The sequence below is a fragment of the Pseudomonas sp. FW305-28 genome, from assembly GCF_017351395.1.
In the GTDB taxonomy this organism is placed as follows: domain Bacteria; phylum Pseudomonadota; class Gammaproteobacteria; order Pseudomonadales; family Pseudomonadaceae; genus Aquipseudomonas; species Aquipseudomonas fluorescens_AA.
Genome location: NZ_JACNDD010000002.1, coordinates 1 through 19,412 on the forward strand (window position 1 = coordinate 1; position 19,412 = coordinate 19,412).

At 62.5% G+C, this 19,412-nt stretch carries 19 protein-coding genes and 1 pseudogene; 9 read left to right on the plus strand and 11 right to left on the minus strand.

The genetic code is table 11. The annotated features are described in order from the left end of the window. On the minus strand, nucleotides 1-776 hold a 776-nt coding region (gene tcdA / locus J4E53_RS00665; protein WP_409077840.1), incomplete at its 3' end, for a tRNA cyclic N6-threonylcarbamoyladenosine(37) synthase TcdA. A 278-nt stretch (nucleotides 777-1,054) separates the two neighbouring features. On the opposite strand from tcdA, the gene dapE reads away from it, so the two are divergent. The 3 genes from dapE (at nucleotide 1,055) to J4E53_RS00680 (ending at nucleotide 3,477) form a co-directional block, all read left to right on the plus strand. Beyond that, on the plus strand, nucleotides 1,055-2,206 hold the full coding sequence (gene dapE, locus J4E53_RS00670; protein ID WP_060739010.1) for a succinyl-diaminopimelate desuccinylase: 1,152 nt from the start codon (nucleotides 1,055-1,057) through the stop codon (nucleotides 2,204-2,206). Then, nucleotides 2,206-3,015: a putative RNA methyltransferase gene (locus J4E53_RS00675; protein ID WP_060739011.1), complete on the plus strand. Its 810-nt coding sequence runs from the start codon at nucleotides 2,206-2,208 to the stop codon at nucleotides 3,013-3,015. The genes dapE and J4E53_RS00675 overlap by 1 nt, the downstream gene beginning before the upstream one ends. Before the next feature lie 84 nt (nucleotides 3,016-3,099). Further along, nucleotides 3,100-3,477 (plus strand): hypothetical protein, encoded by a 378-nt coding sequence (locus tag J4E53_RS00680; protein ID WP_053182357.1) that lies wholly within the window; start codon nucleotides 3,100-3,102, stop codon nucleotides 3,475-3,477. A gap of 161 nt (nucleotides 3,478-3,638) precedes the next feature. On the opposite strand, the gene J4E53_RS00685 is transcribed toward J4E53_RS00680, so the two are convergent. After that, nucleotides 3,639-3,848, minus strand: coding sequence for a cold shock domain-containing protein (locus tag J4E53_RS00685; RefSeq protein ID WP_003198198.1), 210 nt, complete (start codon nucleotides 3,846-3,848; stop codon nucleotides 3,639-3,641). A gap of 234 nt (nucleotides 3,849-4,082) precedes the next feature. On the opposite strand from J4E53_RS00685, the gene plsB reads away from it, so the two are divergent. The 4 genes from plsB to J4E53_RS00705 all read left to right on the plus strand — a co-directional run bounded on the left by plsB (nucleotide 4,083) and on the right by J4E53_RS00705 (nucleotide 8,354). Further along, on the plus strand, nucleotides 4,083-6,581 hold the full coding sequence (gene plsB, locus J4E53_RS00690) for a glycerol-3-phosphate 1-O-acyltransferase PlsB (RefSeq protein ID WP_060739012.1): 2,499 nt from the start codon (nucleotides 4,083-4,085) through the stop codon (nucleotides 6,579-6,581). Nucleotides 6,582-6,768: 187 nt separating this feature from the next. Beyond that, nucleotides 6,769-7,140, plus strand: coding sequence for a hypothetical protein (locus tag J4E53_RS00695; protein WP_103307888.1), 372 nt, complete (start codon nucleotides 6,769-6,771; stop codon nucleotides 7,138-7,140). A 95-nt stretch (nucleotides 7,141-7,235) separates the two neighbouring features. Further along, nucleotides 7,236-7,631, plus strand: a complete 396-nt coding sequence (locus tag J4E53_RS00700; RefSeq protein ID WP_103307889.1) for a YbaY family lipoprotein — start codon at nucleotides 7,236-7,238, stop codon at nucleotides 7,629-7,631. A 33-nt stretch (nucleotides 7,632-7,664) separates the two neighbouring features. Then, a complete protein-coding gene (locus tag J4E53_RS00705) occupies nucleotides 7,665-8,354 on the plus strand; it encodes a DUF4197 domain-containing protein (protein ID WP_103307890.1) in 690 nt (229 codons plus the stop codon). A gap of 136 nt (nucleotides 8,355-8,490) precedes the next feature. Here J4E53_RS00705 and J4E53_RS00710 read toward each other — a convergent pair whose 3' ends face one another. After that, nucleotides 8,491-11,556 (minus strand): efflux RND transporter permease subunit, encoded by a 3,066-nt coding sequence (locus tag J4E53_RS00710; protein ID WP_060739015.1) that lies wholly within the window; start codon nucleotides 11,554-11,556, stop codon nucleotides 8,491-8,493. 6 nt (nucleotides 11,557-11,562) lie between these two features. Continuing rightward, complete coding sequence (locus tag J4E53_RS00715; protein ID WP_103307891.1) at nucleotides 11,563-12,663, minus strand: efflux RND transporter periplasmic adaptor subunit; 1,101 nt, start codon at nucleotides 12,661-12,663, stop codon at nucleotides 11,563-11,565. Between the two features lie 94 nt (nucleotides 12,664-12,757). On the opposite strand from J4E53_RS00715, the gene J4E53_RS00720 reads away from it, so the two are divergent. Further along, nucleotides 12,758-13,393, plus strand: a complete 636-nt coding sequence (locus J4E53_RS00720) for a TetR/AcrR family transcriptional regulator (protein WP_060739017.1) — start codon at nucleotides 12,758-12,760, stop codon at nucleotides 13,391-13,393. A gap of 125 nt (nucleotides 13,394-13,518) precedes the next feature. Here J4E53_RS00720 and J4E53_RS00725 read toward each other — a convergent pair whose 3' ends face one another. Beyond that, nucleotides 13,519-14,301, minus strand: coding sequence for a class I SAM-dependent methyltransferase (locus tag J4E53_RS00725; RefSeq protein WP_060739018.1), 783 nt, complete (start codon nucleotides 14,299-14,301; stop codon nucleotides 13,519-13,521). A 91-nt stretch (nucleotides 14,302-14,392) separates the two neighbouring features. Here J4E53_RS00725 and J4E53_RS00730 point away from each other — a divergent pair. After that, nucleotides 14,393-14,806 (plus strand): annotated as a pseudogene (locus tag J4E53_RS00730) (energy transducer TonB); the annotation flags it as partial. Nucleotides 14,807-14,831: 25 nt separating this feature from the next. On the opposite strand, the gene J4E53_RS00735 reads toward J4E53_RS00730, so the two are convergent. From J4E53_RS00735 to adk, 6 genes are all read right to left on the minus strand, one after another. Next, the gene (locus J4E53_RS00735) at nucleotides 14,832-15,530 is read right to left on the minus strand and encodes an extensin family protein (RefSeq protein WP_103307893.1); all 699 of its coding nucleotides are present in this window, start codon (nucleotides 15,528-15,530) and stop codon (nucleotides 14,832-14,834) included. A gap of 16 nt (nucleotides 15,531-15,546) precedes the next feature. After that, complete coding sequence (locus tag J4E53_RS00740; RefSeq protein WP_060739021.1) at nucleotides 15,547-16,368, minus strand: oxaloacetate decarboxylase; 822 nt, start codon at nucleotides 16,366-16,368, stop codon at nucleotides 15,547-15,549. A gap of 33 nt (nucleotides 16,369-16,401) precedes the next feature. Then, complete coding sequence (locus tag J4E53_RS00745) at nucleotides 16,402-17,262, minus strand: DUF72 domain-containing protein (protein WP_103307894.1); 861 nt, start codon at nucleotides 17,260-17,262, stop codon at nucleotides 16,402-16,404. After that, on the minus strand, nucleotides 17,262-17,570 hold the full coding sequence (locus tag J4E53_RS00750; RefSeq protein ID WP_060739023.1) for a hypothetical protein: 309 nt from the start codon (nucleotides 17,568-17,570) through the stop codon (nucleotides 17,262-17,264). Before J4E53_RS00750 ends, J4E53_RS00745 begins: the two co-directional genes overlap by 1 nt. A gap of 316 nt (nucleotides 17,571-17,886) precedes the next feature. Beyond that, nucleotides 17,887-18,564, minus strand: a complete 678-nt coding sequence (gene tsaB / locus J4E53_RS00755; RefSeq protein WP_060739024.1) for a tRNA (adenosine(37)-N6)-threonylcarbamoyltransferase complex dimerization subunit type 1 TsaB — start codon at nucleotides 18,562-18,564, stop codon at nucleotides 17,887-17,889. Nucleotides 18,565-18,658: 94 nt separating this feature from the next. Beyond that, on the minus strand, nucleotides 18,659-19,306 hold the full coding sequence (adk, locus tag J4E53_RS00760) for an adenylate kinase (protein WP_060739025.1): 648 nt from the start codon (nucleotides 19,304-19,306) through the stop codon (nucleotides 18,659-18,661). Nucleotides 19,307-19,412: the final 106 nt, after the last annotated feature.

A 19,412-nucleotide genomic window follows, 5' to 3' on the forward strand; every position in this document is an offset into this window, starting at 1 on the left:
GCCACGATCTTATCCACAGCCTTGGTCGCCGCGACCATGCCAAACGTCGCCGTGACCATCATCACCGCACCAAACCCACCGGCGCAGTCGAGCTTGACGCCGTCGCCGACAAAACTCTTCTGCAGGCAAATGCTGCCGTCCGGCTTCGGATAACGCAGTTGCTCGGTGGAGAATACGCAGGGCACGCTGTAGTGGCGGGTCACGGTGCGGGAGAAACCGTAGTCGCGGCGCAAGGTGGAGCGCACCTTGGAGGCCAGTGGATCGTTGAACGTACGGTTGAGGTCGCAGACCTGGATCAGCGTCGGATCGATCTGCCCGCCCGCGCCGCCAGTGGTGATGATCTGGATCTTGCGGCGCTTGCACCAGGCGATCAGCGCAGCCTTGGCGTTGACGCTGTCGATGCAGTCGATCACGCAGTCGATGTTCGGCGTGATGTACTCGGCCATGGTGTCGCGGGTGACGAAGTCCGCCACCGCGTGCACCGTGCAGTCGGGGTTGATCCCCCGCAGCCGCTCGGCCATCACTTCGACCTTGGGTTTGCCTACGGTGCTGTCCAGGGCGTGCAACTGGCGGTTGGCGTTGCTGACACAGACATCGTCCAGGTCGAACAGCGAGATCTCGCCCACGCCGCAACGGGCGATGGCTTCCGCCGCCCAGGAACCGACGCCACCGACGCCGACGATCGCCACATGGGCCGCCCGCAGGCGTTCCAGGCCCTCAATGCCATACAAACGGGCGATGCCGGCAAACCGTGGATCTTCTGTACTCATGACCATTACCCCAAAAACCGGCGCGCATTATAGGGCTTTGTCTCGGCAATTTAAGCAAAACCTCTGTGGGAGCGAGCTTGCGCGCGATGGCGGTGTATCAGTCGACATCGATGCTGGCTGATCCAGCACCATCGCGAGCAAGCTCGCTCCCACAAGTTTTGTGTCACACACCGTCGGCATACTTGGGCCAATAGTGGTCGTTTTGCTATAAGATAACCGCCATTTTGCGCGAGCCAGCCCGCGCCTGCACAAGCCTGCGTTCACACTATATTCCCGGAGTTTCCATGACGGCCCACGCCGACCTCTCGCCGACCCTGCAACTCGCCTGCGACCTGATCCGCCGTCCGTCCGTGACGCCCGTGGATGCCGATTGCCAGAAACTGATGATGCAGCGCCTGGGCAACGCGGGCTTCACGCTCGAGCCGATGCGCATCGAGGATGTGGATAACTTCTGGGCCAGCCATGGCAAGCATGACGGCCCGGTGCTGTGTTTCGCCGGGCACACCGATGTGGTGCCGACCGGTCCGGTAAAGGCCTGGCAGCTCGACCCGTTCGATGCGGTCATCGACGAACAGGGCATGCTCTGCGGCCGTGGCGCGGCAGACATGAAAGGCAGCCTGGCGGCGATGGTCGTGGCGGCCGAACGGTTCGTCGCCGACTACCCGGACCACAAGGGCTCGCTGACCTTCCTGATCACCAGCGATGAAGAAGGCCCGGCCCACCACGGCACCAAAGCCGTGGTCGAACGCCTCAAGGCCCGCCAGGAACGACTGGACTGGTGCATCGTCGGCGAGCCGTCGAGCACCACCTTGGTGGGCGATGTGGTCAAGAACGGCCGGCGCGGCTCCCTCGGCGCAAAACTGACCGTGCGCGGCAAGCAAGGCCACGTGGCTTATCCACACCTGGCGAAGAACCCGATCCACCTGGCCGCGCCCGCCTTGGCCGAATTGGCCGCCGAGCATTGGGACCACGGCAACGATTTCTTCCCGCCGACCAGTTTCCAGATCTCCAACCTCAATTCCGGCACCGGCGCGACCAACGTGATCCCCGGAGACCTGGAAGCGGTCTTCAACTTCCGCTTCTCCACCGAGTCCACCGTCGAAGGCCTGCAACAGCGCGTCGCCGCCATCCTCGACAAGCATCAACTGGACTGGCACATCGACTGGGCCTTGTCCGGCCTGCCGTTCCTCACCGAACCGGGCGCACTGCTCGATGCGGTGTCGTCGAGCATCCGGGATGTCACCGGGCGCGAGACCCAGGCGTCCACCAGCGGCGGCACGTCCGACGGTCGCTTCATCGCCACCATGGGCACGCAAGTCGTGGAACTCGGGCCGGTCAACGCGACCATCCACCAGGTCAACGAGCGCGTGCTGGCCGCCGATCTCGACGTGCTGACCGAGATCTACTACAAGACGCTGATCAAGTTGCTCGCCTGATGCTCGCCTGCCCGATCTGCAGTGAACCGCTGAACGCGGTGGACAACGGCGTGGTGTGCCCCGCCGGTCACCGCTTCGACCGCGCGCGGCAGGGTTACCTGAACCTGCTGCCGGTGCAGCACAAGAACAGCCGCGACCCCGGTGACAACCAGGCGATGGTCGAAGCCCGCCGCGACTTTCTCAACGCCGGGCACTACGCCCCGGTCGCCCGGCGCCTGGCGGAACTGGCCGCCGAGCGCACACCCGGGCGCTGGCTGGACATCGGCTGCGGCGAGGGTTACTACACCGCACAGATCGCCGAGGCGTTGCCCCAGGCCGATGGCTATGCCCTGGACATTTCCCGCGAGGCGGTCAAGCGCGCCTGCAAACGCAACCCGCAACTGACCTGGTTGATCGCCAGCATGGCCCGAGTGCCGTTGGCGGACGGTTGCTGCCAGTTCCTGGCCAGCGTGTTCAGCCCGCTGGACTGGCAAGAGGCCAAGCGCCTGCTCAGCCCCGGCGGCGGCCTGATGAAGGTCGGCCCCACCGCCGGCCACCTGATGGAGTTGCGCGAGCGCCTGTACGACGAAGTACGCGCCTACACCGACGACAAGCACCTGGCCCTGGTGCCGTCGGGCATGGTGCTGGATCACAGCGAAACCCTCGAATTCAAGCTGACCCTCGACAATGGCCAGGATCGCGCCAACCTGCTGGCCATGACGCCCCACGGTTGGCGCGCCAGCGCCGAACGCCGCGCCAGCGTGATCGAGCAGGCCGAGCCATTCGAGGTCACGGTGTCGATGCGCTACGATTATTTCGTTCTTCAATAACCTTTTTGATTCCGGGCCCCGGGCAACCGTTCGGGGCCAGTTAAATCCGCGAATGGATTTTTCAAGACCGCAGCGAGGACATCCATGCGCCAACCCGATATCGAGATTTACCTCAAAGACGCCGACGTCGACCACAAGGCCATCGCCGCCTGGCTCGGCCAGGCCCTGGGCCCGTGCAGTGACTGGGTACAGAAAGGCCAGACCTACAAGTGCAAGGCCGGCAGCATCCCAGTGACCTGGCTGCCCAAGGCCGTGGGCAAATGGAACAGCCTGTACCTGGAAAGCGACCAGACCCCGTGGGAAGACGACATCGCCTGCGCCCGCGCCGCCTTCGCCGCACTGAACGTCGAAGTGCGCTGCGCGCCTGGATCATGGGTGGAGGAAGAAGGGGAAGAATCGGCGGACCGCTGGATTCGCATCAGCGCCGATGGGGAAGAAGAGATTACCTGGAAGACGGCGTGACACCCGTCTCAGGCCCGGCCTATACCCAATGCGTGGGAGCACTGTGGGAGCAAAGCTTGCTCGCGATGGCTGAGGTACATTCAACATTGATGCAAGCTGACCTGCCACTATTGCGAGCAAGCTTTGCTCCCACAGGGGATCTACTATGGCTTCAAGTGGGTTTACAACCCCACCACATCCTCAGCCTGCAAGCCCTTCTGCCCTTCCACGACCGCGTACTCGACCTGCTGGCCTTCGGTCAGGGAACGGTGGCCTTCACCGCGGATGGCGCGGTAATGCACGAACACATCCGCCCCGCCTTCGCGTTGGATGAAGCCGTACCCCTTGGCGTCGTTGAACCACTTCACACTGCCGGTTTCCCGTGCTGCCATGATGCTCACTCCCATTTTTATCTTATAAGTCGACTTTTCGATGGAAAGCCGTACGAACTTTCACCACCGTCTGGCCGTCCATGGGAGGCCGGGGCGGTAACCTGCCGAGTATATGACACACGGAAAAACTCTCAACTGACTTTACTTCGGCGCTTTTTTGCCGATTTTCGATGAATCCGGCACACTAGCGGGCCCGAGCAGCCGCTCGGTTTTATCCACTCATGCAGAAGCCGTATGACCCGCTCCCCGTTCCGCCGTCTTGTGTTTGGCACCCTGCGCCGACTGTTGTACCTCTGGGTTCGCTCCGAGACCATCAACCAGTCGTCCTTTACCCTCAACCTCGACCGCAGTCGTCCGGTGTTCTACGTCCTGCAAGACCCTTCGCTCACCGACCTGGCGGTGCTCGACACCGAATGCACCAAGGCCGGCCTGCCCCGTCCGGTGCTGCCGGTCTCGGTGGGTAACCTGCTGGAGCCAGCGGCGTTTTTCTACCTGACGCCGGCACCGGACTGGATCGGGCGCCAGGACAAGCGCGGTGCGCCGCCTACCTTGACCCGATTGGTCGACGCCCTGACCCACAATGCCGCCGAAGACGCGCAGATCATCCCGGTCAGCGTGTTCTGGGGCCAGTCGCCCGACAGCGAATCCAGCCCCTGGAAGCTATTGTTCGCCGACAGCTGGGCCGTCACCGGGCGCTTGCGCCGCCTGTTGAGCATCATGATCCTGGGGCGCAAGACCCGCGTGCAATTCTCCGCACCGATCCACCTGCGCGAACTGATCGAACACGACAAGGGCCACGAACGCACCGTGCGCATGGCCCAGCGGATCCTGCGGGTGCACTTTCGCAACTTGAAAGCGGCAGTCATCGGCCCCGACATCTCCCACCGACGCAACCTGGTCAAGGGTCTGTTGAACCAGCCGCTGGTCAAGCAGGCGATCGCCGAGGAAGCCGAACGGGAAAAGATCTCCCCGGAAAAAGCCAAGGCCCAGGCCCTGCGCTACGGCAACGAGATCGCCTCGGACTACACCTACACCGCGATCCGTTTCCTGGAGGTGGTGCTGAGCTGGTTCTGGAACAAGATCTACGATGGCATCAAGGTCAACCACATCGAAGGCGTGCAGAACGTCGCCCAGGGCCACGAAGTCATTTATGTGCCGTGCCACCGCAGCCACATCGACTACCTGCTGCTGTCGTACCTGCTGTTTCGCAACGGCCTGACGCCACCGCACATCGCCGCCGGCATCAACCTCAACATGCCGGTCATCGGCGGCCTGCTGCGCCGCGGCGGGGCGTTCTTCATGCGCCGCACCTTCAAGGGCAACCCGCTCTACACCGCGGTGTTCAACGAATACCTGCACACGCTGTTCACCAAAGGCTTTCCGGTGGAGTATTTCGTCGAGGGCGGTCGCTCGCGCACCGGGCGCATGCTGCAACCCAAGACCGGCATGCTCGCCATCACCCTGCGCAGCTTCCTGCGCTCGTCGCGCATGCCCATCGTGTTCGTGCCGGTCTACATCGGTTATGAGCGGGTGCTGGAAGGCCGCACCTACCTGGGCGAACTGCGCGGGGCCAGCAAGAAGAAAGAATCGATCTTCGACATCTTCAAGGTCATCGGCGCCCTCAAGCAGCGCTTCGGCCAGGTGGCGGTGAACTTCGGCGAACCGATCAAGCTGGCGGAATTCCTCGACGGCGAACAACCCGGCTGGCGCCAACAGGAACTGGGCCCGCAATTCAAACCGGCCTGGCTCAACGCAACCACCCATCGCCTCGGCGAGCGCGTGGCCCGGCACCTGAACGAAGCCGCGGCCATCAACCCGGTCAACCTTGTCGCCCTGGCACTGCTGTCCACCAGCCGCCTGGCCCTGGACGACCGCGCCATGGCGCGAGTGCTCGACCTGTACCTGGCGTTGCTGCGCAAAGTCCCGTACTCGCCCCACACCACCCTGCCCGAAGGCGATGGCCAAGCGCTGATCGAACACGTGAAGGGCATGGACCTGCTGTCGGAACAGAGCGATGCCCTGGGCAAGATTCTGTACCTGGACGAGCAGAACGCGGTGCTGATGACCTATTACCGCAACAACGTGCTGCACATCTTCGCCCTGCCGGCGTTGCTGGCAAGCTTCTTCCAGAGCAGCTCGCGCATGAGCCGCGAGCAGATCCTGCGCTACACCCATGCGCTGTACCCGTACCTGCAATCGGAGTTGTTCATTCGCTGGTCGCTGGCAGAGCTGGACGGCGTGGTCGACCAATGGCTCGACGCGTTTGTCGAACAGGGCCTGCTGCGTTTCGAAAACGACCTGTACCTGCGTCCGGCGCCGAGTTCACGGCACTTCGTGCTGCTGACCCTGCTGTCCAAAAGCATTGCCCAGACCTTGCAGCGCTTCTACATGACCGTCTCGCTGCTGCTCAACAGCGGTCAGAACAGCGTCAGTGCCGAAGAACTGGAGGATCTCTGCACCGTCATGGCCCAGCGCCTGTCGATCCTCCATGGCCTGAACGCACCGGAATTCTTCGACAAGAGCCTGTTCCGCCACTTCATCCAGACGATGTTGGACCTGGATGTGCTGCGCCGCGACGAGGCCGGCAAACTCAGCTACCACGAATTGCTGGGCGAACTGGCCGAAGGCGCGGCCAAGCGGGTGCTGCCGGCGGAGATTCGCCTGTCGATTCGCCAGGTGGCGTTGCATCGCAGCGAAGATGCGGCGGAGATCGCCGTCAGCCCCGACCTTTGACATTTGCCGATCACTCACCCTGAACATGGAACGGTTCTGGTGAGTGTTTCGGTCAATCGGCAGGCGTACTCCGACGCTGCGCAGCGGCCAAGGCGACGTCAAACGAAGAAAAGACCTACAGAGAACTTTGGAGCAGGCCTCTAGGATGAGCCCACGTCAATGTCGACGTATTGAAAAGGAATTCAACATGAACATCATCACCCTCACCCTGCAACTGCCCGCAGGCTACGAACTCCCGGAAGCCGGCCGTGCCGAAATCAGTGTTCGAAATGCCGACGGTGTGCAGATCAGCACCAGTGGCGGCCAAGGCTCCAACATGGCGCCAAGGGAGCCGCTCCAGCAGCCTTGGCAATATCGCTTCCAGATCAATTCCGAGAGGGCGTCCGTCGGCGATAAGCTCTCGGTAAAGGTGCAAATGTACCAAGGTGATACCGCTCTTTTCCTTGATACCGAACAGGCCTTCACCTGGGATGGCGGCGATCAACACGTTGACATCCCCCTGAGCCTGGCGCCAGCATCGCTGGCTGAAACTGTTCAAGCGCCCGTGTTCGGTTCCTGAGCCGCGACGTTACGCAGGGATGCTTGGACGCAAATCCGCTAAATGCTCGTTGACGCCCATGTGTGGCTGGCGTCAACGAGCCAGGTGCTTCCCCCATGAAAAGACTCGCTCTGCTTGCATCCATGGCCTTGCTGGCCGCCTGCCAATCGACAACACCACCCGCCGCGTCCCTCGACGGCGAAGTCTTCTATCTGCAACGCATCGCCCTGCCGCCCAACGCTACCTTGAGTGTTAGCCTGCAGGACGTTTCCCTGGCCGACGCTCCTGCGGTGGTGCTCGATGAACAGAGCGGCCCGATCAAAGGCCAGGTCCCGCTGCCGTTCCACCTCAGTTATGATCCCGCACAGGTCAAGCCCGGCCATCGTTATGCCGTGAGCGCCCGCATCGAAGTGGATGGCCAGTTGATGTTCATCACCACCGAACAACACGCCGTGCAACTCGATGGCAAGGATCCGCAGCCGTTGAAGATCCGCGTCAACGCCGCACGCTGATTGCTTTTTCCAACTTTTTTCAAGGACGCCATCATGCTCCGCTCTACCCTCCGTTTCACCGGCCTGTGCGCGGGCCTGTTGATCTGCGCCAATGCCATGGCCCTGTCCCTGGGCGACCTGTCGCAACAAGATGCCACGGGCGGCCTCAAGGACGCCTTGACCCAAGGCGCGCAGGTGGCGGTCAAGCAACTGGGCACACCCGGCGGCTTCAGCAACAACCCGGATGTAAAAATCGAACTGCCAGGCAAGCTGGGCAAAGTCGCCAGCAAAATGAAGGCCTTCGGCATGGGTGAACAGGTCGATCAACTGGAAACCAGCATGAACCAGGCTGCCGAGGCCGCCGTGGTCCAGGCCCAGCCGATCCTGGTCAATGCCGTGAAGAACATGAGCATGAGCGATGCCAAGGGCATCTTGAGCGGCGGCAACGACTCGGCCACGCAATACCTGAACAAGAGCAGCCGCGAGCAGATCCGCGCCAAGTTCCTGCCCATCGTCAAGCAAGCCACCGACAAGGTCGGCCTGGCCCAGAAATACAATGCCTTCGCCGGCCAGGCCGCGACGTTCGGCGTGCTGGATGCCAAGAGCGCCAACATCGAGAACTACGTGACCGAACAGGCGCTGGATGGGTTGTTCGAGATGATCGGCAAGCAGGAAGCCACCATTCGCCAGAACCCGGCGGCGGCGGCGACCAGTTTGGCCAAGAAAGTCTTCGGCACCCTCTGAGCCCCACCCCAAAACAATTGTGGGAGCGAGCTTGCTCGCGATAGCGGTATCAGCTTCAACATCTTTGTTGGCTGTTGCACCGCTATCGCGAGCAAGCTCGCTCCCACATTGGATCTGCGCTGGTCGCTGGATCGGTTCAGGTTTTCTTGACCCTGAACCACGCCGCATACAACGCCGGCAGGAACAACAGCGTCAACGCCGTGGCCACGATCAAGCCGCCCATGATCGCCACCGCCATCGGCCCGAAGAACAGGCTGCGTGACAGTGGGATCATCGCCAGCACCGCGGCCAGTGCGGTGAGCACAATCGGGCGGAAGCGGCGCACCGTGGCTTCGATGATCGCCTGCCAGGGCGCCAGGCCAGCCTTGATGTCCTGTTCGATCTGGTCCACCAGGATCACCGAGTTACGCATGATCATCCCCGACAGCGCGATAGTGCCGAGCATGGCGACGAAGCCGAACGGCTGGCGGAACACCAACAGGAACAGCGTGACGCCGATCAACCCCAGGGGTGCGGTGAGAAACACCATGGCCGTGCGGGAAAAACTGCGCAGTTGCAGCATCAGCAACGTCAGCACCACCACGATGAACAACGGCACGCCGGCATTCACCGATTTCTGGCCGCGGGCCGAATCCTCTACCGTACCGCCCACCTCCAACAGGTAACCGTCCGGCAGTTCGGCACGAATCGGCTCCAGGGTCGGGAAGATCTGCTGGACCAGGGTCGCCGGTTGTTCCTTGCCATAGATATCAGCCCGCACGGTTACGCTCGGCAGGCGGTTGCGGTGCCAGATCACGCCCTCTTCGAAACCGTACTCCAGGGTTGCGATCTGCGACAGGGCCACGCTCTGGCCGTTGTCGGTTGGCACCGCCAGGCTCGGCAGCAACGACAGCTCGGTGCGTTCATGCACCGTACCGCGCAGCAGGATTTCGATCAGTTCGTTGTCTTCCCGGTACTGGCTGACGCTGGAGCCGGTGAGGGAGCTGCGCAGGAAACTCGCCAGGTCGGTGGTGCTGACACCCAGGGCCCGGGCGCGGTCCTGATCGACGTTCAAGTACACCACCTTGCTCGGTTCTTCCCAATCCAGGTGCACATTGACCACGTAGGGGTTTTCGCGAACTTTCGTCGCCACTTTCCGCGCCAGGGCCCGGACTTCTTCGATGTGCTCACCCGTGACGCGGAACTGCACCGGATAGCCGACCGGCGGGCCGTTTTCCAGGCGCGTGACCCGCGAGCGCAGGGTCGGGAATTGTTCGTTCAGGGTGGTGATCAACCAACTGCGCAACGGCTCGCGGTCTTCGATGGTCTTGGCCAGCACCACGAACTGGGCAAAGCTGGAAGCCGGCAGTTGTTGATCCAGCGGTAGATAGAAACGCGGTGAACCGGTACCGACGTAGGCCACATAGTTGTCGATGCCTGCATGGTCCTTGAGCAGCGCTTCCAGGCGCTTGACCTGCTCGGCGGTATTGCTCAGGGAGGCGCCTTCCTGGAGCTTCAAGTCGACCATCAACTCCAGCCGCCCCGATGCCGGGAAGAACTGTTGCGGCACGAACCGGAACAACACCACCGAGCCGACGAACAACAGCACGGTCAGCAGGATGACGGTTTTGCGCCGACGCACGCACCATTCCACCATCCGCCGGACACGCTGATAAAACGGCGTGCCATAAGGGTCGGTCTGGCCGTCAGTCGTGCCGTGTTTGGCCGCATGAATTTTCGCCAGGTCTGGCAGGAGCTTTTCCCCCAGGTACGGCACGAACACCACGGCGGCCACCCAGGACGCCAGCAACGCCAGGGTCACCACCTGGAAAATCGAACGGGTGTATTCGCCAGTGCCCGATTGCGCGGTGGCGATCGGCAGGAAGCCCGCCGCCGTGATCAACGTACCGGTGAGCATCGGGAATGCGGTGCTGGTCCAGGCGAAGCTGGCGGCCTTGATCCGGTCGAAGCCCTGCTCCATCTTGATCGCCATCATCTCCACCGCAATGATCGCGTCGTCCACCAGCAGCCCCAGGGCCAATACCAGCGCGCCGAGGGAAATCTTGTGCAGGCCGATCCCCAGGTAATACATGGCGGCGAACGTCATCGCCAGCACCAGCGGGATCGCCAGGGCCACCACCATCCCGGTGCGCAACCCCAGGGAGAAGAAGCTCACCAGCAACACAATCGTCAGCGCTTCCACCAGCACTTGGACGAACTCTCCGACCCCGGTCTTCACCGCCGCCGGCTGGTCCGAAACCTTGCGCAATTGCATGCCGGCCGGCAGGGTGTTCTGGATACGGGCAAAGTCGGCTTCAAGGGCCTTGCCCAGAATCAGGATATCCCCGCCTTCCTTCATCGCCACGGCCAGGCCGATGGCGTCCTCGCCCATGAAGCGCATGCGTGGCGCGGGCGGGTCGTTGAAACCACGGCGCACGTCCGCCAGGTCGCTGATGCGGAACGTACGATCGCCGACCCGGATCGGGAAGTTGCGGATCTCTTCCACCGTCTGGAAATTCCCCGAAACCCGCAGTTGCAAGCGCTCGCTGCCAGTTTCGAAGAAACCGGCAGTGGAAACCGTGTTCTGCTCTTCAAGGGCCTGCTGGACCGCGGCCAAGGGCAGGCCGAGGGTCGCCAGCTTCACGTTCGACAATTCGATCCAGATCTTCTCGTCCTGCAAGCCGAGCAGCTCGACCTTGCCCACGTCCTTGACCCGCTGCAGCTGGAGCTGGATGCGATCGGCGTAGTCCTTGAGCACGGCGTAGTCGAAGCCGTCGCCGGTCAGTGCGTAGATATTGCCGAAGGTGGTCCCGAACTCGTCGTTGAAGAACGGCCCCTGGATACCAGGCGGCAAGGTGTGGCGGATATCGCCGACCTTCTTGCGCAACTGGTACCACAGCTCGGGAATCTGTGCCGAATGCAGGGAGTCGCGGGCCATGAAGGTGACCTGGGATTCCCCGGGTCGGGAGAACGAGACGATTTTCTCGTAGTCACCGGTTTCCATCAGTTTCTTTTCGATGCGCTCAGTGACTTGCCGCGAAACTTCCTCGGCCGTGGCGCCTGGCCAGTTGGTGCGGATCACCATGGCCTTGAAGGTGAACGGCGGGTCTTCGCTCTGACCGAGCTTGGTGTAGGAAAGCGCGCCGACGATGGCCAGCAACAACATCAGGAACAGTACGATCTGGCGGTTACGCAGCGCCCATTCGGAAAGATTGAAACCCATCGCGGATTACTCCTTGGCCGTCAGGTTGACCACGCGGTTGGAGCGATCCACCGGCCGCACCTGCTGGCCGTCGAGGAGCACATGCACGCCAGCAGCCACCACCCAGTCATCGGGACTGAGGCCTTCCAGCACCGGCACCGTCTTTTCGCCGAAGGCACCGACCCGCACCGGGACTTTTTTCAAGGTGTTGTTGGCGTTGACCACCCAGACATACGTCGCGCCGTTTTCAGCCGTCAGGGCCGACAAGGGCACCGACAGCGGCACCTTGTCGGCGGTCTGGATAAACACCCGCGCGCTCTGGCCCAACTCGGCCGGAACGCTGCCGGCGGTGAAGGCCACGCGGGCGGCGAAGGTACGGGACTTGGGGTCCGCGGCGGGTGACAGTTCGCGAATACGCCCGCTGAAACGCTGGTCGGGCTGGCTCCACAGTTCGACCGAGACCGGCTGGCCGATCTTGAACCGGCCAAACCCCTGTTCCGGCAGACTGATCAGCACCTCACGCTCACCGTCGGTGGCCAGGGTGAAGACGGTTTGCCCGGCCGAGACCACCTGCCCGACTTCCACCGAACGCCGGGCCACCACGCCATCCTGGGGCGCACGCAACACCGAATAGCTGGCCTGGTTGTTGGCGACATCGAACTCGGCCTTGATCTGCTTGAGCCGTGCGGTGCCGGAGCGATAAAGGTTTTCGGCGTTGTCGTACTGGGAGCGGCTGACCATCTGCCGCTCCATCAAGGTTTTATAGCGGTCACGCTCGGCACGGACCAGGTTCAGGTTGGCCTCGGCGGCGGCGACCTGGGCACGGGTCGCTTCCAGTTGCAGGCGCACATCTTCGGGATCGAGCTCGGCCAACGGTTGATTGGCCTTGACCCGCTGCCCCTCTTCCACCAGTCGCCGGCTCACCTTGCCGCCAATGCGAAAGGCCAGGTCGGGCTCGAAACGCGCCCGCACTTCGCCAGGGTAACTGTCCATCGCCTGGGCCGACGGCTCGGGCTTGACCACCATGGCGGGGCGCACGGCGACGGGCACCGGCTCGTCATGACCGCACGCAGACAATAAAAAAACCAGGGCGACTGGCACGGCGAGGGGCAGGGCATAGCGGAACATGACGAGTGACCTTTCGCTAATGGTGCTTGGAATAATTATACTGGCGAGTATGTTATTAATAGCAAACTCACCAGTCCAGTATTAAAGCGAAGAAATGTCGAACAATCCGTCACCCTCCAGCGGCCCTGGTCGCCCCAAGGATCTGGCCAAGCGCCAGGCCATTCTCGACGCGGCGAAACGCCTGTTCCTGAGCATGGGTTATGCCAATACCAGCATGGACGCCGTGGCCACCGAGGCCGGGGTTTCTAAACTGACGGTCTATAGCCATTTCAACGACAAGGAGACGCTGTTTTCCGCTGCCGTGATGGCCAAATGCGAAGAGCAGGTGCCACCGCTGTTTTATGAATGGCCCGACGGCGTTCCGATCGAACGGGTGTTGTTGAACATCGCCCGCGGGTTCAACCAATTGATCAACAGCGACGAATCCCTGAACCTGCATCGACTGATCATGGCCCTGGGCAGCCAGGACCCGAACTTGTCGACGATTTTCTACGAAGCAGGCCCACAGCGGATGCTCTCAGGCATGGAGCGGCTGCTGACCAAGGTCAACCAGAGCGGTGCCCTGAGTATCGATAAACCGCGCAATGCCGCCGAGCATTTCTTCTGCCTGATCAAGGGCGCGGCGAATTTCCGGTTGTTGTCTGGCTGCGGCGAACCCCAGGAACCGGAAGCGGCCGAGGCTCATGTGCAGGAAGTGGTGGGGTTGTTCATGCGGGCTTATCGGCCGTAGCTCGACCGGTAGCTTTTCGCGGGCTGGAAGGGCCTCATCGCGAGCAAGCTCGCTCCCACAGGGTTTGATGTGCACCACAGTTCCAATGTGGGAGCGAGCTTGCTCGCGATGCAGGCGACCCGGCCTCAGGGCTTGAGCGCTTTCTTCGGGTAGATGTCGTAGCGACTGGATTTGCCATCGAGCCCATGGCTCGGCTTCGGCCCTTCGATGCACGGGGCTTTGCGCGGGCGCTTGACCACCACCCGGTGCGTCGCCAGGGCCAGGGCCGCGGCGAGCAGCGCCGGGGCGTCCGGGTCATCGCCCACCAGGGGGCGGAACAGGCGCATTTCTTTTTTCACCAGGGCGGTTTTCTCACGATGAGGGAACATCGGGTCGAGGTAGATCACCTGGGGCGGTTCGCCTTCCCAGTTGCGCATCACCTCGATGGAATTGCCCTTGAGCAAACGCATGCGCGCCACAATCGGCGCCACCTCGAAGTCCTCGGCCCCACGGGCCAGTCCATCCTCCAGCAAGGCGCCAATCAGCGGCTGGCGCTCGATCAGGCTCATGTCGCAGCCCAGGCTGGCCAGCACAAACGCATCCTTGCCCAACCCGGCCGTGGCATCCAGCACCCGCGGACGCACGCCCTGGGCGATGCCGACCGCCTTGGCGATCATCTGGCCGCTGCCGCCGCCGTACAAGCGCCGATGGGCCGCACCGCCTTCGACGAAGTCCACGCGCACCGGCCCGGGTGCATCCGGGCCCAACTGCTGCAATTGCAACCCCTGCTCACCGACCTGCAAGGCAAACTCGCCATCGTCCCCTTGCAAAGGCAGGCCAAGCCGCTCGGCCCAGTGTTCGGCCTGCGGTTGGAAGGCCGGGGCCAGGGCCTCGACATGGATGCGACAGGCCGCGGGTTGTTCATTCATGGAAACATGCTCAAAAAATTAAGGATCGGCAAAAACGGCCGATAACAACGGTGAACGGCATTTTGCCAGAGCTGAGCGTCGACCGAGAAAAATGTCAGACATTCAATCCACATCGATAGGCGTTATCTCCCCTTACGGCGATTACAGCCTGCGTAACACCCAAGCGCTGAGCGGCGTCAGTCACCTGTGGCAGGACTTTTTTGCCCGGGCCCTGGCCGATCAACTGGGTGATAACGCACCGGCGCCTGGCAGCTACCAGCCAGTGCCCCTCGATGAGGCTGTTGAACCGACCCTCGGCGCCGAGCTGCTGGCGCACATCGTCAGCCAGCGCACCTGTGAAGTGACCGACACGCCGGTCAAGCCGCCTGAACCGCTGTTCCTGCCGATCGCCGAGTTCGAACTCGACCTGCTGGACAAACCGTTCCCACCTTTCCCGGAAGAAGAACGGGTGGCGCAACAGAAACAACTGGACTTCGACACCCGCTGGGCGCGTCCGATCGTGCTGCAGAACCTGCGCATCGCCGCCTGAATCAGCGACAGATCCACCATGGCCCCACGTCCAGATGAAAATGGTTGCGGTGCGCCGCGTTGTAATCCGGACTCAAGACCACACTGAACATATCGCAGGCGCCGTCCCGTGCCTGACGCAGAAAGCGCGCATCGGCATTGTCCTTGGGCCAGTCCCTGAGCACGCTGATCGTGCGCCCATCGGCCAGGCGAAACCCGGCGATATCCAACGCACTGGCGGTGGCGTGCTGGCTACGCGCACCGCTCTCACGACCGTACATGTTGCGACAGGCGAAACTGCCGAGGTGATCGACCCGCGTCACTCTCTGCCCGTAGGCCGCCACTGCCGCCGGCTGCAACCCATGGCGCTCGAACAGCGCGAACGCCACCGCCAGCGGGCAACTGGCGAGGAAACTGCTGCTCAACGCCACCTCACCGCCCTGCACCCTCAACACGTTGGTCAACGGGCACGTCGTATTGGCACCGCTGTCGGCCTGGCGCGCGGTGCGCAGCCCCGAGGTGGCGAGGGCCTGGTCACACAACTGCGGATCATTGCGCAGGGCCATGAGTTTGAAGCGGGTCAGCAGGTTGGGCGCGAGATTGACGTCCAAGGGCGCCCAGGGATTCCATTGGGGCGGCAGCGCCACCCAGCCACGCCATACCGCCAGCACGGCAACGCCAACGAGCAGTGCCACGATCGCAAGAGCTTTCAAAAACCGCACGACAATGCCTCGGGCATCAACCCTTGAATAATTGGTTGGCCTGCTTGAACGGCATCGAGCGGCGCGTGAAGGTGAACGTGCCCTGCTCCTGGATTTCCTCGGCGGCGCGGAAGAACTCGCCATACGCGGCCAGGGCCAGCGCCGACCCGACACTGATGCGCTTGACGCCCAACTCGCTCAACTGCGCGACGGTCAGGTCCAGCGCCCCGGACATCAGTACATTCACCGGTTTCGGTGCCACGGCCTGCACCACTGCGAGCACTTGCCCGGCGCTGCTCAGCCCCGGGGCGTACAGCACGTCGGCCCCCGCCTCCGCGAAAGCCTTCAAGCGGCGAATGGTGTCGTCCAGATCCAGATTGCCGTGCAGGAAGTTTTCCGCCCGGGCCGTCAGCAGGAAGGGATACGGCAAGCTGCGCACGGCCTCGGCGGCGGCCTTGACCCGCGCCACGGCGTGGTCGAAGCAATAGATCGGACTGTCTTCGCGACCCGTGGCATCCTCGATCGAACCACCCACCGCACCGGCCTGCGCCGCACGGAGCAGGTTACGCGCACAATCCTCGGGGGCATCGGCAAAACCGTTCTCCAGGTCGACGGCCACCGGCAGGTCAGTGGCCGCCACAATCGCCCGTACGTTAGCCAACGTGTCCTCCAGACCCAGCGCGCCGTCGGGTCGGCCCAAGGAAAAGGCATGACCGGCACTGGTGGTCGCCAAGGCTTCGAAGCCGAGGCTGGCCAGCATCTTGGCCGAGCCGGCATCCCACGGGTTGGGAATGACAAAGGCCCCTTCGCGTTCGTGCAAGGCCTTGAACGCCTGGGCTCGACGAGTTTGCGCATCCATGTAGTTCGCTCCTGAGCAGAGAGGAAGTGGGCCTCAGAGCAAACCCAGTTGCTCGGCGGCGGGCTCTCTGTATAGCGCAGGCAGGGCCGGCAAGCCAGGCAATCGACTCATCAAACGTTCGTGAAAGCGTTGCGCGAGCCGGGCCGCCAGCCGGTTGTCGGCAGTGTGCAGGAAGATGTAAGGCGTGCGCCCCTCTTCGATCCAGTCGGCGATTTTCTCCACCCAGGGCGTCAGGAACGGCTCGTTGGCTTCCAGCACCGGATGGCCGATGAAGCGCACTTGCGGGCATTGCGTGAACGCCGCCGGCCGGGGTGGCACGCGGGGCTTTTTCGATTGCGCGTGAAGCACCGCGGGATCAAGGGAGGTGCAACTGAACAAGGCCCGGGGATCGAGGCAGATGCGTTCGACGCCGCGATCGAGCAACAGCCGATTGAGGCGCCGCTCGGCGTCGCCCTTGGCAAAGAACTCATCGTGACGGACTTCCACGGCCAAAGGGCGCTGCAAGGCGTCGATGAACCCTGCCAGTTCCGTTAACCGGTTCGGGGTGAAGGCCTTGGACAGTTGCAGCCAGTACGGCGCGACGCGCTCGCCCAGGGGGCTGAGCAGTTGCAGGAAGGTGTCGGTGGCCGTCAGGCGCTCGCGCAAGTCGCCATTGTGGCTGATGTCACCGGGAAACTTGGCGGTGAAACGAAAGTGCTCGGGCATGATGTCGGCCCAGCGCTGGACCGTGGCCGCAGACGGGCTGGCGTAGAAAGTCGTATTGCCTTCCACGGCATTGAACACTTGGGAATAGAGATTGAGGAAGTCGGTGCTTTTGGCGTCCTGGGGATAAAGGTAATCGCGCCAGGCGTTTTCGCTCCAGGACGGACAGCCCAGGTAGTAAGGCAAGACCATCAGATGTAGAGATCGAGTCCCAGCACTTCCATATCCCAATCGACGAAACCGGCGGTGCTCAGGTAGCTCGCCAGGGCCGTGGCGACACTGCGGCTCATCGCACGGTGATAAATCATGTCTTGCTGACGGGCAGGAAGATTGCTCAGGCGTTGCGCCGAAGCTTTGGCGGCGCGAGCGGCCAGTTGCTCCTCGGACGGAAACTCCAGGTCGCCTTCGATATCATCGAAGTTTTCCGGCTCAGTGGCTTTACCCGCACGAGGCCGACGCTTGATGGGGTAGGACTGGGATGGAAAGCCGTCTATACGCATAACAGAATGCTCGGTATCAATGATGGCAATTTAGCGGCACTTTTGCAGCCGCGCAAATGCGCAAGTGATAACTAGAACACATAAAGTCAAAAAGGTTTAAAAACGGGCCGAAAAAGTGACGACTGGCAATATTGAGTGTGACTTCTGGAGGCGCAAATGACTTTGTGGCGAGGGAGCTTGCTCCCGCTGGGCTGCAAAGCAGCCCCAATACCAGGACCAGAATGGTGCGAATGAGACTTTAGGGCCGCTTCGCGCCCCAGCGGGAGCAAGCTCCCTCGCCACAACGGTGTTCGCTTGAATACCCGTCGCTGTCGAGTTACCGCTCGGACTTGGGCGTTGCCACCTTGTCCCTCAGGTACACCGGTTGCGCATCATCGGCGGGAATGGCTTCTCCCCGTGCCCAGGCGAAACGGGCCAGGGCCAGCAAGTCTTCGGCGTGAGGCAGCAGGGTGGCGTCCTGGCCGGTCAGGCTGACGGCGATGCGCTCGCCGTAACCCCAACCGGTGCCGGCGCCGAACCACTCACCGTCGGCCCCGCTTGGCAACGCCGCAGCCTCGGGTGGCAATACCGCCTCAGAACCCACCAGGCGCATCTCGCCGTCGGTTTCGCAGTAGCAGCCCCAGTACACCTCGTCCATACGCGCATCGATGGCCGCCGCCACCTGGCGGGCGCCGTGCTCACGCATCGCCCGCTGGGCCAGCACCGCCAGGTTCGAGACCGGCAACACCGGCCGCTCCAGGGCAAAGGCCAGCCCCTGCACTACACCGATGGCAATGCGCACGCCAGTAAAAGCCCCTGGCCCGCGCCCGAAGGCAATCGCGTCCACCGCCTGCAAGCTCGTTCCGGCGTCGCTCAACAGTCGCTGGATCATCGGCAACAATTTCTGCGCATGCAGGCGCGGGATCACCTCGTAATGGCTCGTGACCTTGCCGTCGTGCAGCAAGGCAACGGAGCAAGCTTCGGTCGCGGTGTCCAGGGCCAGCAAGGTGCTCATCGATGTGTCCGTAAATCAGGTGGGAAAAAAGTGCGCCAGTATAAACAACTACGGCCCGCAAGCGGGCCGTAGTTGATGCAGCTGATCAGACTTTTCAGCTCAAGGCTGCAAGCACCTTGGCCGTGATCGCTTCAACCGAACCGACACCTTCGATGTGGCTGTACTTCGGCTTGCCATTGGCAGCCGACAGTTTCTGGTAGAAATCCACCAGCGGCTTGGTCTGGGAATGGTAGACCGACAGGCGGTGACGCACGGTTTCTTCGGTGTCGTCCTTGCGCTGCACCAGGTCTTCACCCGTCACGTCGTCCTTGCCTTCGGTTTTCGGCGGATTGTAGACGGTGTGGTAAACGCGACCGGAAGGCTCATGAACGCGTCGACCGGCAATGCGCTGGACGATTTCCTCGTCTTCGACGGCAATTTCAACCACCGCATCCAATTCGACACCAGCCGTCACCAGGGCTTCAGCCTGGGGAATGGTGCGCGGGAAGCCATCGAACAGGAAGCCATTGGCGCAGTCGGATTGAGCGATGCGATCCTTGACCAGGGCGATGATCAGGTCATCCGACACCAGGCCGCCGGCATCCATGATGCTCTTGGCTTGAACGCCCAGTGGAGTGCCCGCCTTGACCGCGGCGCGCAGCATGTCGCCAGTGGAGATTTGCGGGATACCGAATTTTTCGGTGATGAACTTTGCCTGAGTACCTTTACCGGCCCCGGGAGCTCCCAGCAGAATGACGCGCATCGATGTGCTCCTCAATTTTTTTATGTAAAACGCTCGGATTCGCCTCGTGGGGCCAATCTTCGAAAAACAGGATCGTGACCGCCCAAACGGCCAAAGGCTGATCAAG

Coding starts and splice junctions, on each gene's coding strand:
- J4E53_RS00710 (WP_060739015.1), bottom strand. CDS start 11,556: ATGGGTTTCAATCTTTCCGAATGGGCGCTGCGTAACCGCCAGATCGTA.
- J4E53_RS00705 (WP_103307890.1), top strand. CDS start 7,665: ATGCTCCGCTCTACCCTCCGTTTCACCGGCCTGTGCGCGGGCCTGTTG.
- J4E53_RS00745 (WP_103307894.1), bottom strand. CDS start 17,262: ATGGTCTTGCCTTACTACCTGGGCTGTCCGTCCTGGAGCGAAAACGCC.
- J4E53_RS00725 (WP_060739018.1), bottom strand. CDS start 14,301: ATGAATGAACAACCCGCGGCCTGTCGCATCCATGTCGAGGCCCTGGCC.
- J4E53_RS00675 (WP_060739011.1), top strand. CDS start 2,206: ATGCTCGCCTGCCCGATCTGCAGTGAACCGCTGAACGCGGTGGACAAC.
- J4E53_RS00715 (WP_103307891.1), bottom strand. CDS start 12,663: ATGTTCCGCTATGCCCTGCCCCTCGCCGTGCCAGTCGCCCTGGTTTTT.
- J4E53_RS00680 (WP_053182357.1), top strand. CDS start 3,100: ATGCGCCAACCCGATATCGAGATTTACCTCAAAGACGCCGACGTCGAC.
- J4E53_RS00695 (WP_103307888.1), top strand. CDS start 6,769: ATGAACATCATCACCCTCACCCTGCAACTGCCCGCAGGCTACGAACTC.
- J4E53_RS00685 (WP_003198198.1), bottom strand. CDS start 3,848: ATGGCAGCACGGGAAACCGGCAGTGTGAAGTGGTTCAACGACGCCAAG.
- J4E53_RS00740 (WP_060739021.1), bottom strand. CDS start 16,368: ATGGATGCGCAAACTCGTCGAGCCCAGGCGTTCAAGGCCTTGCACGAA.
- J4E53_RS00720 (WP_060739017.1), top strand. CDS start 12,758: ATGTCGAACAATCCGTCACCCTCCAGCGGCCCTGGTCGCCCCAAGGAT.
- adk (WP_060739025.1), bottom strand. CDS start 19,306: ATGCGCGTCATTCTGCTGGGAGCTCCCGGGGCCGGTAAAGGTACTCAG.
- dapE (WP_060739010.1), top strand. CDS start 1,055: ATGACGGCCCACGCCGACCTCTCGCCGACCCTGCAACTCGCCTGCGAC.
- J4E53_RS00700 (WP_103307889.1), top strand. CDS start 7,236: ATGAAAAGACTCGCTCTGCTTGCATCCATGGCCTTGCTGGCCGCCTGC.
- plsB (WP_060739012.1), top strand. CDS start 4,083: ATGACCCGCTCCCCGTTCCGCCGTCTTGTGTTTGGCACCCTGCGCCGA.
- J4E53_RS00750 (WP_060739023.1), bottom strand. CDS start 17,570: ATGCGTATAGACGGCTTTCCATCCCAGTCCTACCCCATCAAGCGTCGG.
- tsaB (WP_060739024.1), bottom strand. CDS start 18,564: ATGAGCACCTTGCTGGCCCTGGACACCGCGACCGAAGCTTGCTCCGTT.